Genomic DNA, 16,959 nt, shown 5'->3' with positions numbered 1-16,959 from the left:
CCTAACCCCGGCAGCGGGTGCGTCAAGGAAGGCGCACCCGCCAGGGTCCGGCCCACTAAGCTGGACAGTGATGAAACTTGTTGATCAGCTCCCCGTCCCGGCCGCGCGAGTCCCAGGCAGGACCGGAATGGATCCGGACGAGCTGTACACGCGCTTCGTCGAGTGGACGGAGAGCCGCGGGTTGGCCCTCTACACCGCCCAGGACGAGGCCATCATGGAGCTGGCCTCCGGCTCCAACGTCATCCTGGCTACCCCTACGGGGTCCGGAAAATCACTGGTCGCAATCGCCGCGCACTTCCAGGCCATGGCGAGGGGGCAGCGCAGTTACTACACCGCGCCGATCAAGGCCCTCGTGTCGGAAAAGTTCTTTGCCCTGTGCGAAATTTTCGGGGCCGAAAACGTCGGGATGATCACCGGTGATTCCGGCGTCAACCAGGACGCCCCGATCATCTGTTGCACCGCGGAAATCCTCGCCAACACGGCCCTGCGGGAAGGCGCCGCCGCGGAACTGGGTTCCGTCATCATGGACGAGTTCCACTTCTACTCCGACCCGCAACGCGGCTGGGCCTGGCAGGTTCCGCTGCTGGAACTCCCCCAGGCCCAGTTCCTGCTGATGTCCGCGACCCTCGGCGATGTCAGCCGCTTTGAGAAGGGCATCAGCGAACTGACCGGGCGCCCGACGACCACCGTCAGTTCCGTGGAACGCCCCATCCCGCTGCACTACTACTACGAGCAGACGCCGGTCCACGAGACACTCGAAGAGCTGCTGGCCACGAAGCAGGTGCCCGTCTACGTGGTCCACTTCAGCCAGGTGGAGGCTATCGACCGCGCGCAGAACCTGATGAGCATCAACGTCTGCACCCGCGAGGAAAAGGACAAGATCGCGGAGCTGATCGCCGGCTTCCGGTTCGCCGCCGGCTTCGGCAAGACCCTCAACCGGCTGGTCCGGCACGGCATCGGCGTCCACCACGCCGGCATGCTGCCGAAGTACCGCCGGCTCGTGGAACAGCTGGCCCAGGCGGGTCTGCTCAAGGTCATCTGCGGCACGGACACCCTCGGCGTCGGCATCAATGTGCCGATCCGCACGGTCCTGCTGACCGCCCTGAGCAAGTACGACGGTGTCCGCACCCGGCTGTTGAACTCCCGGGAATTCCACCAGATCGCGGGAAGGGCGGGCCGGGCCGGCTACGACACCGCCGGGACCGTCGTGGTGCAGGCACCCGAGCACGTCACCGAAAACGTCAAGGCAATGGCCAAAGCAACCGCCAAGTTCGGCGATGACCAGAAGAAGCTGCGCCAGGTGGTCAAGAAGAAGCCGCCCGAGGGATTCGTGTCCTGGGGCGAGCCCACTTACAAGCGCCTCGTCGAATCCGTCCCCGACCCGCTGACATCGAGCTTTTCCGTGACCCACGCGATGCTGATGAACCTGATGGAACGGCCGGGCGATCCGTTCAAGGCTGCCCGCCGGCTGCTCACCGAGAACCACGAACCGCGGGCCTCCCAGCTGCAGCTGATGAAGAGGGCCCTTGGCATCTACCGGGAGCTGCTGGCGGCCGGCATCGTGGAGCGCATACCCGCCGCGGAGCAGGGCCGGGACGGCCGCACCGTCCGGCTGACGGTCCATTTGCAGGCCAACTTCGCGCTCAACCAGCCGCTGTCCCCGTTCGCCCTCGCGGCGCTGGAACTGCTGGATCCGGAGTCGCCGTCGTACGCCCTCGATGTGGTGTCCGTGATCGAATCCACTCTCGAGAAGCCGCGCCAGATCCTCTCCGCGCAGCAGAAGAAGGCCCGCGGCGAGGCCATCGCGGCGATGAAGGCCGACGGTATCGACTACGACCAGCGCATGGCCATGCTCGAGGAAGTCAGCTATCCGCAGCCGCTGGCGGAAATCCTGGGCGAGGCGTTCGACGTCTACCGCAAGGCGGCCCCCTGGATCGGCGACTTCGAACTCGCTCCCAAATCCGTGGTCCGGGACATGTATGAACGAGCGATGAACTTCGGGGAGTTCGTCCAGTTCTACGGCCTGGCGCGTTCCGAAGGCATTGTGCTGCGTTATCTCGCGGACGGCTTCAAGGCGCTCCGCCAGACCGTCCCGCAGGACTTCCTGCGCGAGGACCTCGAGGACCTGATCGCCTGGCTGGGCGAACTGGTCCGCCAGGTGGATTCAAGCCTGCTGGACGAATGGGAAGAGCTCACGTCCGGCGCCGCACCGACCCCACACGACGCTCCCCCGCCCCCGCCGCCGTCGCTGACCTCCAACATCCGGGCTTTCCGGGTGATGGTCCGCAACGAGTTGTTCCGCCGCGTGGAACTGTTCGCGGATGAGGACGCCACTGCGCTGGGCGAGCTCGACGGCGGATCCGGCTGGGACGGCGAACGCTGGGAAGACGCCCTGGATGATTACTTTGACGAACACGACGACATCGGCACCGGACCCGACGCCCGCGGCCCGGGCCTGCTGATCATTAACGAGGAACCCGGCACGTGGAAGGTCCGGCAGATCTTCGATGACCCGGCCGGAAACCACGACTGGGGCATCTCGGCCGAGGTGGACCTCGCGGCCTCGGACGAGACCGGGACCGCCGTCGTGCGGGTTACCGACGTCAACCGGCTGTAGGCGCTAGTAAACTCAGACAATGAGTGTAATCCGGCCCGCGACGGCGAACGATGTCCCCGCAATCCTGCAGATGATCCACGACCTGGCCATCTACGAGAAGGAGCCGGACGCCGTCCGGAACACCCCCGAGATGCTTGAGGCCGCGCTGTTCGGGGTGAACCCGCGGATCTTTGCGACGATGGCAGAGAACGACGCCGGCGACGTCCAGGGCTTCGCGCTCTGGTTCCTGAACTACTCCACGTGGGAAGGCGTCCACGGCATCTACCTCGAGGACCTGTACGTGAAACCCGAGGCCCGCGGCGCGGGCCACGGCAAGGCCCTCCTGCAGCACCTCGCCGCGACCGCCGTCGACCGTGGCTACGCGCGGGTGGAGTGGAGCGTGCTGGACTGGAACGAACCCTCCATCAGCTTCTACAAGAACCTGGGTGCCGCGCCGATGGCGGAATGGTCCACGTTCCGGCTCACCGGAGCCGCGCTGGAGTCCTTCGGTACTTCCCGCCGGGTCCGAGCCCTTGGCTGACCGGCCGGTGACTGATCTGCCGCTGCTCGGGCTCACCGCCGCGGATCTGCTCGAGGCCGGAAGCAGGCGATCTCCCGGAAGCGCCGCCGGAACCGTCCCGCATACGGTCAAGGCGCAGCACGAGTACCGCGGTATGCGCACCGTGGAGCACTATTTCGAGGTGCCCCTGGACCACTTCGAAGGCGAGGGCACGGGCCGCGGCCTCGGCGAGACGATCACCGTGTTCGCGCGCGAGTATGTCTCCGCGGACCACAGCGAAGCGGCGGCGGCTAAACTGCCCTGGCTGCTCTACCTGCAGGGCGGTCCCGGCGGGCGCGGCAACCGTCTCCCCGCCCTCGGCGGCTGGAGCAAGGCGGCCGCCAAGGACTTCCGCATCCTCATGCTGGACCAGCGGGGCACGGGCCTGTCGTCCCCCATTGACCGCAATACGCTCCCGCTGCGGGGCAACGAAGCGGACCAGGCCGGGTATCTGTCCCATTTCCGCGCGGACTCCATCGTCGCGGACGCCGAGGCCATCCGGCAGGCCCTGGGCGCGGCGCCCTGGACCGTCTACGGCCAGAGCTATGGCGGTTTCTGTGCGCTCAGCTATCTGTCCGCCGCCCCCGAAGGTCTTCGCGAAGTGCTCATCACGGGCGGGCTGGCGCCGCTGACGGGACCCGCGGACCGTGTGTACCAGGCCACGTACAGGCGGGTCGCCGCCCGGAACGCCGAGTACTTTGGCTGGTATCCCGAGGACCGGGAGGCCGTCAGCGCCATAGCCCGGCACCTGAGGGAGACCGAGGAAACCCTGCCGGACGGCTCACCGCTCACGGTGGAGCGCTTCCAGATGGTGGGCTCATTCCTAGGTGGCAACACCCGGGTGGATGCCCTGCACTACCTGCTGGAGGACGCCTTCGTCAGCACTCCCGACGGCGAAAGGCTTTCGGACGCCTTCCTCGAACAGGTCCGCGCCGTCGTCTCCCGGTCCGGCAACCCGCTGTACGCGCTGATGCATGAATCCATCTACGGTCAGGGCGAGGCCACGGACTGGGCAGCCCTGCGGGTCCTGCAGGACTTTCCCGAGTTCCGGCCGGACATGCCGGAACCGCTGCTGACCGGCGAGATGGTCTATCCCTGGTACTTCGAACAGGACCCGGCACTGCGCCCGCTGCGGAACGTCGCGCAGCTGCTGGCCGAAAAGGCCGACTGGACGCCGTTGTACGATCCGGACCGGCTGGCCCTCAACAGCGTTCCGGTGGCGGCCGCCGTCTACAGTGACGACATCTACGTGGACCGCGAGCTGTCCCTCGAGACCGCGGCCGCCGTCCGCGGCCTGCAGGTGTGGGAGTCTGCGGACTTCCACCACGACGGCATCGCCGACGACGGCGAGGGGATCTTTGCCCGGTTGCTGGGGATGACACGCTCAGTCCGGGACTGAATCGCGACCGCTTCCGGCCGCCAAGGCCCCAACTTCGGCGGAACCTCAGACCCTGAAAACCAGCCGGAAACCACGACGGCGCCGTACCCCTTGAGGGGTCCGGCGCCGTCGTGCGTTGCTGCGGGGGTTACTCGGCGTCGCTGAGGCTCTTGCGGGAGTCCTCTTCGAGGCGGGCGTCGAGCTTGGCCTTGGAAGCCTTGGAGCTGGCCAGGCTGGCAATGACCGCCACGACAATGGTGCCGATGATCACGCCGAGGGACACGTACGTCGGGATCTCGGGGGCCCACTCGATGTGCTGGCCGCCGTTGATGAATGGCAGTTCGTTGACGTGCATGGCGTGCAGGACGAGCTTGATGCCGATGAACGCGAGGATCACGGACAGGGCGTGCTTCAGGTAGATGAGGCGGTTCATCAGGCCGCCGAGCAGGAAGTACAGCTGGCGCAGACCCATCAGGGCGAAGATATTCGCGGTGAAGACGATGAAGGCGCTCTGCGTGAGGCCGAAGATGGCCGGGATGGAGTCGACCGCGAAGAGCAGGTCCGTCATGCCGATGGTCACGAAGACGATCAGCATCGGGGTGAAGACCTTCTTGCCATCCACCACCGTGCGGAGCTTGCCGCCGTCGAACTTCTCCGACATCGGCAGGACCTTGCGGATCCGGGCGATCAGCGGGTTTTCCGTGTCTTCCTCGTCCTCGCCCTCATCCTGGGCCTGCTTCCACGCCGTCCAGAGCAGGAAGGCGCCGAAGATGTAGAAGACCCAGCTGAACTGTTCGATTACGATCGCGCCGAGCAGAATGAAGATGCCGCGGAGGATGAGCGCGATGATGATGCCCACCATGAGCACTTCCTGCTGGTATTTACGCGGTACCGAGAAGCGGGCCATGATGATGATGAACACGAAGAGGTTGTCGATGCTCAGGCTGTATTCGGTCACCCAGCCGGCGAGGAATTGTCCGCCGTACTCGGGCCCGGTGAACGCGAACATGGCGCCCGCGAAAACCAGGGCGAGGGCGATGTAGAAGGCGACCCACAGGCCGGCTTCCTTCATGGAGGGCTCATGCGGGCGCTTGAGGACCAAGAGCAGGTCGATGGCGAGGATGATGCCGAGGGCGACAAAGGAGCCGACCTCGAACCAGACGGGAAGTTCGGGCACGAAGATACCTTTCGCAGGGTGCGACTTAGCGGTGTAAGTCTCTCCGACTGCCCGGCGTCGTACTGCCTGGCTGCCCGCTACGCCCGGCAAGGCATCTGTGCCGTGCGTGTTGACGATCGTAGCGCTTGGGATACTCCCCTACGTTCGAACCACTTTACCCTAGGCGTGCCCGGCGGACTGCATCTGCCGGAGTTCCTTCTTCAGTTCACCGACCTCGTCGCGAAGGCGGGCCGCGAGCTCGAACTGGAGTTCCCCGGCAGCGGCATGCATCTGTTCGGTCAGTTGTTCGATCAGCCCCACGAGGTCCTCGGCCGGAGCGGCCGCGAGCCCGTCGGCCCGGACCTTGGACGCGCCCTTGCCCTTGCCGCGAGCCTTGCCCGTGGCGGCCAGCAGCTCGCGGGTGTCCGCGTCCTCCTTGTTGATCTGGTCCGTGATGTCCGCGATCTTCTTCCGCAGCGGCTGCGGATCGATCCCTTTTTCGGTGTTGTAGGCAACCTGGATGTCACGGCGGCGGTTGGTTTCGTCGATCGCCTTGGCCATGGAATCGGTGATCCGGTCCGCGTACATGTGGACCTCGCCCGAGACGTTGCGGGCGGCACGGCCGATGGTCTGGATCAGCGAGGTCGCCGAGCGCAGGAAGCCTTCCTTGTCCGCGTCCAGGATGCTCACCAGGGATACCTCCGGCAGGTCAAGGCCTTCACGGAGCAGGTTGATGCCCACCAGGACGTCGAAGACGCCCATCCGGAGTTCGCGGAGCAGCTCCACCCGGCGGAGGGTGTCGACGTCGGAGTGCAGGTATTCCACCTTGACGCCGTGGCCGAGCAGATAGTCGGTGAGGTCCTCTGCCATCCGCTTGGTGAGGGTGGTGACCAGGACGCGCTCGTTCTTCGCGGTGCGGGTCCGGATCTCACCCAGAAGGTCATCGATCTGGCCCTTGGTGGGCTTGACGATGACCTGGGGATCGATCAGTCCGGTGGGACGGATGATCTGCTGCACGAAGCCGTCGGACTTGCCGAGCTCGTACTTGCCCGGCGTGGCGGACAGGTAGACAGTCTGGCCGACGCGGTCCTGGAACTCATCCCACTTGAGCGGCCGGTTGTCCATCGCCGAGGGCAGCCGGAAGCCAAAGTCCACCAGGTTTCGCTTGCGGGACATGTCGCCCTCGTACATGGCGCCGATCTGCGGCACCGTGACGTGGGATTCATCGATCACCAGGAGGAAGTCGTCTGGGAAGTAGTCAATGAGGCAGTGCGGTGCGGTTCCGCGGGCGCGGCCGTCGATGTGCGAGGAGTAGTTTTCGATGCCGTTGCAGAAGCCCATCTGCTGCATCATCTCAAGGTCGTAGGTGGTGCGCATCCGGAGCCGCTGGGCTTCCACGAGCTTGTTCTGGCTCTCAAGCACCGCGAGCCGCTCGGCCAGTTCGTCCTCGATCCGCTTGATCGCCCGGCTCATGCGTTCCGGACCGGCGACGTAGTGTGAGGCCGGGAAGACGTACATCTCGGTCTCATCCCGGATTATGTCGCCGGTGAGCGGGTGCAGGGTGTAAATGTTTTCGATTTCGTCGCCGAAGAATTCGATGCGGATCGCCAGCTCCTCGTACATCGGGATGATCTCCACGGTGTCGCCGCGGACCCGGAACGTGCCGCGGTGGAAGTCCATGTCGTTGCGGGTGTACTGCATGGCGACGAATTTGCGCAGCAGCGCGTCCCGGTTCATCTCGGCCCCCTTGCGGAGGGTCACCATGCCCGCGATGTATTCCTCCGGGGTGCCGAGGCCGTAGATGCAGGAAACGGTGGCCACCACGATCACGTCCCGGCGGGTCAGCAGGGCGTTCGTGGCGGAGTGCCGGAGCCGTTCCACCTCCTCGTTGACGGAGGAATCCTTCTCGATGAAGGTGTCCGTCTGCGCGACGTAGGCCTCGGGCTGGTAGTAGTCGTAGTAGGAGACGAAGTACTCCACCGCGTTGTTCGGGAGCAGTTCGCGGAATTCGTTAGCCAGCTGCGCGGCAAGGGTCTTGTTCTGCACCATCACCAGGGTGGGCCGCTGGACCTGTTCGACCAGCCAGGCCGTCGTCGCGCTCTTGCCGGTACCCGTGGCGCCGAGCAGCACAACGTCTTTTTCGCCATTCTTGATCCGCTCGGTCAGTTCGGCGATGGCCGTCGGCTGGTCACCCGCCGGCTGGAACTCGCTGATGACCTCGAACGGTGCCACGACACGGTTGATCTCCTGCGCAAGACTCATGCATCTAATCTACCGCCGGGCACGGACAAGATTTTAGGATTCAGCTTTGGGCGGTACCGGGTCCGGCTCCCGAAGGTCCGGGGTTCGCCGTGCCGGTTCCTTCTGCTGGACCCGCCGCTGCGCTTGCGGCGGTTCCAGCGGCGGTTCCGGCGTCGGAGGCGTACGACGGCGGCTGCCAGCCCGTGCGTTGCGCCCACGCTTCCATTCGTGGGGCGGCATAGTCGGTGAACCAACTCTCCTTGTCGGCAGCGTATCGGGCGGTGGACTTGTCCGAGATGTGGCGTCTTGCCACCCGGCGCTTTTCGGCCAGGTAATCCGCCTGGGCTGCGGCGTCGTCGCGCAGCCAATCGCGGAAGCAGAGCGCAAAACGCCAGCCCGGCGACCCTGCGGTCCGGATATGGACGTTGACGGCCCGGCCGGGGTCGGCGTTGCCGTGCAGCCGCTTGACCCAGTCCGCCGGGTCCGGGTGGGTCGGCTTGGGATTGTCCGCGACGATCCCGGGCCAGCGAGGGAACCCGGATTCAGCGAGCAGCGGTGCGATCCGGTCCGCGGCGGCCATGTCCCGTACGCCGAGCTGGAGGTCCAGGACGTCCTTGGCGTCAAGGCCGGGAACGGCGGTGGAGCCGACGTGGTCCAGCGCCAGTATCTCCTCCGGCGCCGCCGCGTGCAGGCGCCGGATCAGCCGTCCAGCCTGTGCCGGCCAGTCCGGCCTGGCTGCGGTGACCACTGGCCCGCCGGTCCGGGGTGCGATACGGCCGTCCAACAGGTTCGCCGCGAAGGGTGCCAGGCGGAACTTCCAGAGCCGGTCCACGGCGTCGCGAAGTTCCTCTTTTGAACCCGAGTTGTCCAGCACCACGTCGGCAGCGGCCAGGCGGTCCTCCTGCGTGGCCTGGGCAGACATTCTGGCACGGGCGTCCTCTTCCGTCATATGCCGGTGTTGCACCATCCGCCGCACGCGCACCGCGTCAGGAGCGTCCACCACCAGGACCAGATGGAAGTGGCTTCCCTGCCCGGTTTCCACCAGGAGCGGGATGTCCTGGACCACGACGGCGCCGGCCGGCGCGGCGGCCACCAGCGCTGCGGCGCGCTCCCGGACGATTGGGTGGACAATGCCGTTCAGCACTGCGAGGCGTTCCGGGTTGCCGAACACCAGGGCTCCCAGCCGGGGACGGTCGAGGCGGCCGTCCGGGGTCAGGATTCCGGAGCTGAACGCTTCGACGACCCTCGCCAGCCCGGGACTCCCCGGCTCCACGGCTTCCCGGGCAAGCGCGTCGGCGTCGACCAGAACCGCGCCGAGTTCCCGCAGGCGCGAGGCAACCACTGACTTCCCGGAGGCTATGCCACCCGTCAACCCGATCTTCAGCACTCCCCCAGACTAAACTGATCCGGTGGCAGATGATGCAGTGACCGCGGAGAGCCGGGCCACGGCGTACACGACACTGGCAGAACCGCAGTTCCGCCGCGAGCTTGAGGTCAAGCGCTCCCGCTTCATCACGGTGCTGCACCGCACCGGAGACGAGGATCAGGCCAGGGCGGTGTTGGCCGGGCTGCGCAAGGAATTTTACGATGCGCGGCACCACTGTTCCGCGTTTGTCCTGGGGCCGGACCGGAGCGTGCAGCGCTCCAATGACGACGGCGAGCCCACCGGGACGGCCGGCGCGCCGATGCTGGAGGCGCTCCTTAAACGTGAGACCGCCCCCGGGGTGACGGACCTCAGCGACGTGACGGCCGTCGTCGTCCGCTATTTCGGTGGAATCCTACTCGGCGCGGGCGGGCTGGTGCGGGCCTACTCCGACTCCGTCTCTGGTGCCCTGGACCGCGCGCGGCTGGTGCAACGGCGACGACTGCGCATCTGCGCGGTTGCCGTGCCGCACACGGCGGCGGGGCGGCTGGAAAACGACCTGCGCGCCGCGGGCTATGTCATGGCGGACACGAGTTACGAGGCGCAGAATACTGTTCTCAGGATGGCGCTGCCGGACGATCCGGACGGGCTGGACGACGCCGCCGAGCGGCTCGCCGCCCTGACGGCCGGACGCGCCGCGCTTGTGCCCGGAGAAACGGAGTGGGTGGATGTTCCCATCAGCTGAGTTGTCCGTCGCTGTGTCGCTCGTGGATGTCGGGGAGGAGGTGCTGGAGCGACTCCTGTCCGTCGCGATCCAGGACGCCGATGCCGACGAGGTGACACCACCGCTGGGCAGCGCCGCCGGCTGGAACTCGGAGCGGATCAGCTGGTTTCGCGAATACCACCACGCGGCCTCGGGACTCGATTCCCCCGCACAGCAGAAGAGCTGGGCCATCAGCTACGACGGAAAGCTGGCCGGCTCCATCCGGCTCAGGCGCACGGGGCCTGGGACTCTCGAAACCGGGATCTGGCTGGCGCGGGCTTGCCGCGGCCGGGGTATCGGCCACGAGGCCCTGCGGCAGGTGAAGGTCCACGCCGCAGCCTCCGGCGCCACCGCATTGGAAGCCGAGACGACTGCGGGCAACAGCGCAGCGCTCGCCCTCCTGCGCGGGGCCGGGGCCGAGCTGGCGTTCGCCGCAGAATCCGGCGCCGCGACGGTGCCCGTGAAGGCCCGCATTCCGCTGCGCTGACACGGCCGTCGCGCGGGTCCCGCGTGTGCCCCACGGGACATGCCCCACGCTCGCCGCGAGCACTGGACATAATGCCCGCATGCCCATTCCTGGAGCCAAGGACTGGGCATGTCCCCCTCGTGACTTCACCGAAGACTGGGCATGTCCTCCTCGTGCACTCCGGCGGACCGGACATGCCCCACGCTCGCCGCGACCACTGGACATAATGCCCACATGCCCATTCCTTGAGCCAAGGACTGGGCATGTCCCCCTCGTGACTTCACCCAGGACTGGGCATGTCCTCCTCTGCTTCCAGCCAGGACCGGGCATGTCCCACGCTCGCCGTGAGCACTGGACAAGCGCCCATATGCCCATTCCTTGAGCCAAGGACTGGGCATGTCCCCCTCTGCTTCCAGCCAGGACCGGACATGCCCCACGCTCGCCGCGAGCACTGGACATAATGCCCACATGCCCATTCCCTGAGCCCCGGACTGAGCATGTCCCCGTGATGACCCCCCTTAGCCCCCCCGAGCCCCGGTGCAGCCCCGCACCTCAACGCAAAAGCGGGCCCCCGCACACGGCAGGGACCCGCTTAAGTCAGCCCTCGATTACTCGGGAGCTAGTGGCAAATTAGTTGCCGGTCAGCTTCTCGCGCAGTGCTGCAAGAGCCTCGTCCGAAGCAAGCGTGCCTGCACCGGTCTCGGTTGCAGCCGGCTCGGAGGAGTAGCTGGTGGTGCCGGAGTCGCTCTCGCCGGACGTTGCAGCTGCAGCGTCGTCGGCAGCGTGCTGAGCAACCTGCTTCTTGTGCGCTTCCCAGCGGGTCTGGGCGTCAGCGTACTGCTGCTCCCAGGCGGCGCGCTGCGTCTCGTAGCCTTCAAGCCACTCGTTGGACTCCGGGTCGAAGCCCTCCGGGTACTTGTAGTTGCCTTCTTCGTCGTACTCAGCGGCCATGCCGTAGAGAGCCGGATCGAATTCGGTGGACTCGGCGTCGACACCCTCGTTGGCCTGCTTGAGGGAGAGGGAGATGCGGCGGCGCTCGAGGTCGATGTCGATGACCTTCACGAACAGCTCGTCACCAACGGAGACAACCTGCTCGGCCAGCTCAACGTGGCGGACTGCAAGCTCGGAGATGTGGACCAGGCCTTCGATGCCGTCTTCAACGCGAACGAACGCGCCGAACGGAACCAGCTTGGTGACCTTACCCGGCACAACCTGCCCGAGGGCGTGGGTGCGGGCGAAGGTCTGCCACGGATCTTCCTGCGTAGCCTTGAGCGACAGGGAAACACGCTCGCGGTCCAGGTCGACCTCGAGAACCTCGACGGTGACTTCCTGGCCAACTTCGACAACCTCGGACGGGTGGTCGATGTGCTTCCAGGACAGCTCGGAAACGTGAACCAGGCCGTCTACGCCGCCCAGGTCCACGAAGGCACCGAAGTTGACGATGGAGGAAACGACGCCGGGACGAACCTGGCCCTTTTCCAGCTTGTTGAGGAACGTGGAGCGGACCTCGGACTGGGTCTGCTCGAGCCAGGCACGGCGGGACAGCACAACGTTGTTGCGGTTCTTGTCCAGCTCGATGATCTTGGCTTCGATCTGCTGACCGATGTACGGAGCAAGGTCGCGCACACGGCGCATCTCGACGAGGGATGCGGGCAGGAAGCCGCGCAGACCGATGTCGAGGATAAGACCACCCTTGACAACCTCGATGACGGTACCGGTGACGACACCGTCTTCTTCCTTGACCTTCTCGATGTCGCCCCAGGCGCGCTCGTACTGAGCACGCTTCTTGGAGAGGATCAGGCGGCCTTCTTTGTCTTCCTTGGTGAGCACCAGGGCTTCGACCTGATCGCCAACGGAGACAACGTCTCCGGGATCAACATCGTGCTTGATGGAAAGCTCGCGGGAGGGAATGACACCTTCGGTCTTGTAACCGATGTCGAGCAGAACTTCGTCGCGGTCGACCTTGACGACGGTACCTTCGACGAGATCTCCGTCGTTGAAGTACTTGATGGTGGCGTCGACTGCTGCGAGGAAGTCCTCAGCGGTACCGATGTCGTTAATGGCGACTACGGGGGTACCGGGCTTCTCGGTGGAGGTGATGGTCATGTAGTAGGGGCTCCGTTGTGGATAGTTAGTCGGTCAGGGAAACCGCTTATCCCGCATTATGGAATGCAGGCCAAGCACACGGCGTCTCAACTGCGATCAGCCGGGTCTTCCTGATTTTGTGGATTGTAGATGCGCGCACGTAGTCCACGCCCGCTTAGTCTAGTCGTTTTCGTCAACGCCGGTCAAAGCGCAACGGGCTGCCGCGCGGTCGGCCGGCGGTCGTTTTGCGCCTAGAAGTGCGTGAGGCAATGCGGTGCGCGTTCGACGGCGAACATCCGCCGGGCGGTCAGCGCCGCGCCCGCGGCGGGTTGGCTGATCCGGCCGGCTGCAACCAGCGTAACCGGGCAGACACCGCCGAGGTAGAGCGAGCCCAGCGTCGCGACGTCCATGTCCAGGTCCGCTCCGCGGTCCTCCGCCAGCCGGCTGACGGTGGCGTCGCCGCTGCGCACCACCAGCTCGAACGTCCCGCCGGCGAGGCCCAGGCTGTCCCGGATCCGCAGGACGAGAGTGCCGTCCGCGGCATAGGAACGCGCCGCCAGTGCCGCCTCGGTGTCCAGGATCCTGAGCCAGAGCATGTCGCGCTGGTCCGAGGCCTCGATGCAGCGCGGGTCTTCCAGCGCCCAGCCCAGCGGATCGTCGACCGGCGCCTCCTCCCAGCTGACCCGCTCCACGATGTCGATGCTGCCGAGGAACTGCCACAGCTCCAGATAGGCGGCGTCGGTGGCGGCCAGCAGGTCCACGATCTTCACCGTCGGAGGCTTCGCCTCCCAGCCAGCAAACTTGTAGGAAACGTAGCCGTCCACGGTCCCGTCGGCGTCGTAGTGCAGGGCACATTTGACCGCACCGTCCTCCGTGCCGTCCCTGGACCAGGCGCCGGAGACTCTTTGCCGGTACGCTTCCTGGCGGCCCAGCGAACCCGGAGTATGCCGGTGGACGCGGGCAAACACCTCCGGGGCAAGGTCCAGCAGGACCTTGGGGTCGGCAATTTCCACCCGGCCGGTGGCGCCGTGCCGGAGCTGGAACCGCGGCCCGGTGTCCACCTGGATGCTGCGTTCAAAGGTGGCGACGCCGTAGCCGAACCGGCCGTAGATCGACGCTTCGGAGGCGGTCAGGGCGGCTACGGCCATCCCGTCCGCCCGGGCGGCAGTCAGATCCTCCGTCATCATGCGGCGCAACAGCCCCTGGCGGCGGTGCGTGCCGCGCACCGTGACGGCGGTGACCATGTGGGTTGGCAGCTGCCGGCCGTAGCCGATGTTCAGCTCCTTGCGGAAGGTCGCGAAGGTGGCGACCGGAACGTCCGCGGCCAGGGAGTGGGCTGCCACCTCGCCGTTCTGGTACACCCCGGTCAGTTCCCGGTTATCCGCCCGGTTCATGGCCAGGACCTTGTCCACAAACTCTTCCTTGTGCCGGTCGTCGTAGAAGCCGACGGCGACGCCGAGGAACCACCCCGCGCCCGCCGCGTAGCCGGGTCCGCCCTTTTCTGCCGCGCGGAACCGCCTGATTTCGTACTTTTCTGCCACGTACTTCCCCCTGTGAAAAGAACTGCCGGTGAATCCTGCGGCCCCGGGAACGCCGGGGCCGAAAAGCCTAGTGCCCGGCGTCGTACCAGGTGGGACCGACGCCGATCTGTACGTCCAGCGGCACGCTGAGGTCGGCCGCTGCGCCCATCTGTTCGGTGACCAGCTTCTCGACGGCCTCCCGCTCCCCGGTGGCGACTTCGAGGACCAGTTCGTCATGTACCTGGAGGAGCATGCGCGACTTGAGCCCCTGTTCCGCCAGGGCGCCGGAGACGCCCAGCATGGCCCGCTTGATGATGTCAGCAGCAGATCCCTGGATGGGTGAGTTCAGCGCGATGCGCTCCGCGTTCTCGCGAAGCTGCCGGTCGGAGCTGGTGAGGTCCGGAAGGTAGCGCCGGCGGCCTTCGATGGTGGCGGTGTAGCCGTCGATGCGGGCCTGGTCCACGACGCCGCGCAGGTAGTCGCGGACAGCGCCGAACCGGTCGAAGTATTCCTTCATGAGGGTCCGTGCCTCATCCACGGAAATCTCCAGTTGCTTGGAGAGCCCGAAGGAGGTCAGCCCGTAGGCCAGGCCGTAGGACATCGCCTTGACCTTGGAGCGCATCGCGCTGGTGACTTCCTCGGTGGGCACATGGAAGATGTTGGAGCCCACGAAGCGGTGCAGGTCCTCGCCGTCCCGGTAGGCCGCGATCAGCCCGGCGTCGCCGGAGAGGTGCGCCATGATCCGCATTTCGATCTGCGAGTAGTCCGCCGAGAGCAGGCACTCATAGCCGTCGCTGACGACGAAGATGCCGCGCACGCGGCGGCCCTCCTCACTGCGGATGGGGATGTTCTGCAGGTTCGGGTTGTTGGACGAGATCCGCCCCGTTGCCGCCACGTTTTGCGCGTACGTGGTGTGGATCCGGCCGTCCTCGGCGACAGACTTCTTCAGCGTCTCCAGCATCTGCCGCAACTTGGCGGATTCGCGGTGCGCCATCAGCTGGACCAGGAATTCATGCCCGGTCTTTTCCAGGAGGTTCTTCAGCGAGGCCGCGTCCGTGGTGTAACCGGACTTGATCTTCTTGGTCTTGGGCAGCTGGAGCTCGTCGAACAGCACCGTCTGCAGCTGCTTGGGCGATCCCAGGTTCACCTCGTGGCCGATCGCGGCGAACGCCAGCTCCTGCGCGTTGTCGATCACCTTGGCGAGATCGGACAGCTGCTCCTCCATCCGCTGCATATCGATGGAGATCCCGGCGAGTTCCATGTCGGCCAGGACCCGGCTGACCGGAAGCTCGAGGGTGGACAAGAGTTGCTGCGCCTGGCGCTCCTTCAGCTCCGCCTCGAAGTACCGGCTCAGGGCGTGGACGACGGCGGCAACCTGGACGAGCGCACCGGCGGCCGCTTCATCGCCATCAAAGTCCAGCTCCAACTGTCCGGCTTTCGCCGCGGCGGTGGAGAGCCCGATGTTGAGGTGGTGCTGCGCCAACTCCGCGAGCTCGTAGCTGCGGCGGTCGGGTTCAATCAGGTAGCCCGAGATCGACGTGTCATCCACCACGCCCTGGAGGTCCAACCCGCGCGCGGCCAGTGCCTTGAGGGCGGCCTTGAACCCGTGCATCACCTTGGGCGCCCCGGGATCCCGCAACCAGGCGGCCAGGACGTTCTCGGCGTCGGCGTCCTGGCTGGCCAGCTCGATGTAGGCCGCGGCGCCGTCACGGACGATCGACAGCGCGGCGGCATCCTCGCCGATCCGGCCCGGAACGAGGTCGACGGCGACCGCGGATCGCTGCCCGGCGCCTCCGGCCAGGAAGGCGGCCAGCTCGGCTGCATCGGCGGGGGTTCCGAATTGCGGGGTGTCGATGCTTTCCCGCTCCGCGCTTTCCGTGGTCTCCTCGCCGTACAGGGCAAAGAGCCGGCTGCGGATGGTCTTGAATTCGAGGGTGTCGAACAACTCCTCGAGGGCAGCCTGATCCGGCCGCGGATCGGCGAGCTCGTCCAGCGTGACCGGCAGCTCCAGATCGGTGTGCAGCCTGTTCAGCCGCCGGTTCCGTTTAACCGATTCCACATGTTCGCGAAGGGCGTCTCCGACCTTCCCGCCGATGGAATCCAGGTTCTCGAGGACTCCCTCCAGTCCGCCATAGAGGTTGATCCACTTGGCCGCCGTCTTGGGGCCGACGCCGGGAACGCCGGGAAGGTTGTCCGCCGACTCCCCCACCAGGGCGGCCAGGTCCGAGTACTGGGCGGGGCTGACGAAGTACTTCTCTTGGATGGCTTCCGCGTCCATGCGGGGAATGTCGCTTACGCCCTTCTTCGGGTAGAGCACGAAGACGTTGTCCGTGATGAGCTGGAAGGCGTCGCGGTCGCCCGAGACCAGCAGCACCTCGTAGCCGGCCTTTTCGCCCATCGTGGCCAGGGTGGCCAGGATGTCGTCGGCCTCGTAGCCGGGGAGCTTGATCGTCTTGATCCCCCACGCGCCCATGACCTGGTCGATGAGGTCGATCTGGCCGCTCATCTCCCGGGGAGTTTCGTTGCGGCCGCCTTTGTAATCGCTGTACTCCGTCTTGCGGTGCGTGGTCTCATCCGAGACGTCGAAGGCCACGGCAATGTGCGTGGGCTTCTGTTCCTTGATGAGGTTGATCAGCATGGAGGTAAACCCATGGATCGCATTGGTGTGCTGACCGTTCATAGTGGAGAATTTGTCCGCCGGCAGGGCGAAGAAGGCCCGGAAGGCCATGGAGTGGCCGTCGAGGACCAGCAAGCGGGGCTGGTCAGTGATGGGAACCACCGGCGCCTCCGTCGCTGAAACCCCCGCGCCGGAGCGGCGGGGCTTCTGGACTG

Annotated in this window: 11 protein-coding genes; 5 read left to right on the top strand and 6 right to left on the bottom strand. The window is 66.1% G+C overall.

Annotation, left to right across the window (positions count from 1 at the left end; all coding sequences use genetic code 11):
* The first annotated feature begins 70 nt into the window (after window positions 1-70).
* From OM977_RS09495 to OM977_RS09485, 3 genes are all read left to right on the top strand, one after another.
* Entirely contained in the window at window positions 71-2,617 is a 2,547-nt protein-coding gene (locus OM977_RS09495; RefSeq protein ID WP_264357231.1) for a DEAD/DEAH box helicase, read from the top strand.
* 19 nt (window positions 2,618-2,636) lie between these two features.
* The gene (locus tag OM977_RS09490; protein WP_264357230.1) at window positions 2,637-3,137 is read left to right on the top strand and encodes a GNAT family N-acetyltransferase; all 501 of its coding nucleotides are present in this window, start codon (window positions 2,637-2,639) and stop codon (window positions 3,135-3,137) included.
* A gap of 133 nt (window positions 3,138-3,270) precedes the next feature.
* Window positions 3,271-4,554, top strand: a complete 1,284-nt coding sequence (locus OM977_RS09485) for an alpha/beta hydrolase (RefSeq protein WP_264357366.1) — start codon at window positions 3,271-3,273, stop codon at window positions 4,552-4,554.
* A gap of 127 nt (window positions 4,555-4,681) precedes the next feature.
* Here the strand turns inward: OM977_RS09485 and OM977_RS09480 are convergent, their stop codons facing one another.
* From OM977_RS09480 to coaE, 3 genes are all read right to left on the bottom strand, one after another.
* Entirely contained in the window at window positions 4,682-5,710 is a 1,029-nt protein-coding gene (locus OM977_RS09480; protein WP_264357229.1) for a TerC family protein, read from the bottom strand.
* Window positions 5,711-5,869: 159 nt separating this feature from the next.
* On the bottom strand, window positions 5,870-7,951 hold the full coding sequence (gene uvrB / locus OM977_RS09475) for an excinuclease ABC subunit UvrB (RefSeq protein ID WP_264357228.1): 2,082 nt from the start codon (window positions 7,949-7,951) through the stop codon (window positions 5,870-5,872).
* A gap of 40 nt (window positions 7,952-7,991) precedes the next feature.
* Complete coding sequence (coaE, locus tag OM977_RS09470) at window positions 7,992-9,317, bottom strand: dephospho-CoA kinase (RefSeq protein ID WP_264357227.1); 1,326 nt, start codon at window positions 9,315-9,317, stop codon at window positions 7,992-7,994.
* A gap of 22 nt (window positions 9,318-9,339) precedes the next feature.
* On the opposite strand from coaE, the gene OM977_RS09465 reads away from it, so the two are divergent.
* A complete protein-coding gene (locus tag OM977_RS09465; protein ID WP_264357226.1) occupies window positions 9,340-10,038 on the top strand; it encodes an IMPACT family protein in 699 nt (232 codons plus the stop codon).
* Complete coding sequence (locus OM977_RS09460) at window positions 10,022-10,543, top strand: GNAT family N-acetyltransferase (protein ID WP_264357225.1); 522 nt, start codon at window positions 10,022-10,024, stop codon at window positions 10,541-10,543. The genes OM977_RS09465 and OM977_RS09460 overlap by 17 nt, the downstream gene beginning before the upstream one ends.
* Window positions 10,544-11,152: 609 nt before the next feature.
* Here the strand turns inward: OM977_RS09460 and rpsA are convergent.
* From rpsA to polA, 3 genes are all read right to left on the bottom strand, one after another.
* A complete protein-coding gene (gene rpsA / locus OM977_RS09455) occupies window positions 11,153-12,628 on the bottom strand; it encodes a 30S ribosomal protein S1 (RefSeq protein WP_264357224.1) in 1,476 nt (491 codons plus the stop codon).
* A 230-nt stretch (window positions 12,629-12,858) separates the two neighbouring features.
* The gene (locus OM977_RS09450; protein ID WP_264357223.1) at window positions 12,859-14,148 is read right to left on the bottom strand and encodes a GNAT family N-acetyltransferase; all 1,290 of its coding nucleotides are present in this window, start codon (window positions 14,146-14,148) and stop codon (window positions 12,859-12,861) included.
* 67 nt (window positions 14,149-14,215) lie between these two features.
* Window positions 14,216-16,855: a DNA polymerase I gene (gene polA, locus OM977_RS09445; RefSeq protein WP_264357365.1), complete on the bottom strand. Its 2,640-nt coding sequence runs from the start codon at window positions 16,853-16,855 to the stop codon at window positions 14,216-14,218.
* Between the last annotated feature and the right edge of the window lie 104 nt (window positions 16,856-16,959).

It is taken from the genome of Pseudarthrobacter sp. MM222 (assembly GCF_947090775.1).
GTDB lineage: Bacteria > Actinomycetota > Actinomycetes > Actinomycetales > Micrococcaceae > Arthrobacter.
Note: the sequence above shows the minus strand (reverse complement) of the source record. Positions and strands in the feature narration are given on the sequence as shown.

Excerpts from the sequence above, each read along its gene's own strand:
- polA (WP_264357365.1), bottom strand. The coding sequence starts at position 16,855 with ATGGCCTTCCGGGCCTTCTTCGCCCTGCCGGCGGACAAATTCTCCACT.
- rpsA (WP_264357224.1), bottom strand. The coding sequence starts at position 12,628 with ATGACCATCACCTCCACCGAGAAGCCCGGTACCCCCGTAGTCGCCATT.
- uvrB (WP_264357228.1), bottom strand. The coding sequence starts at position 7,951 with ATGAGTCTTGCGCAGGAGATCAACCGTGTCGTGGCACCGTTCGAGGTC.
- OM977_RS09490 (WP_264357230.1), top strand. The coding sequence starts at position 2,637 with ATGAGTGTAATCCGGCCCGCGACGGCGAACGATGTCCCCGCAATCCTG.
- OM977_RS09485 (WP_264357366.1), top strand. The coding sequence starts at position 3,271 with ATGCGCACCGTGGAGCACTATTTCGAGGTGCCCCTGGACCACTTCGAA.
- OM977_RS09460 (WP_264357225.1), top strand. The coding sequence starts at position 10,022 with ATGTTCCCATCAGCTGAGTTGTCCGTCGCTGTGTCGCTCGTGGATGTC.
- OM977_RS09495 (WP_264357231.1), top strand. The coding sequence starts at position 71 with ATGAAACTTGTTGATCAGCTCCCCGTCCCGGCCGCGCGAGTCCCAGGC.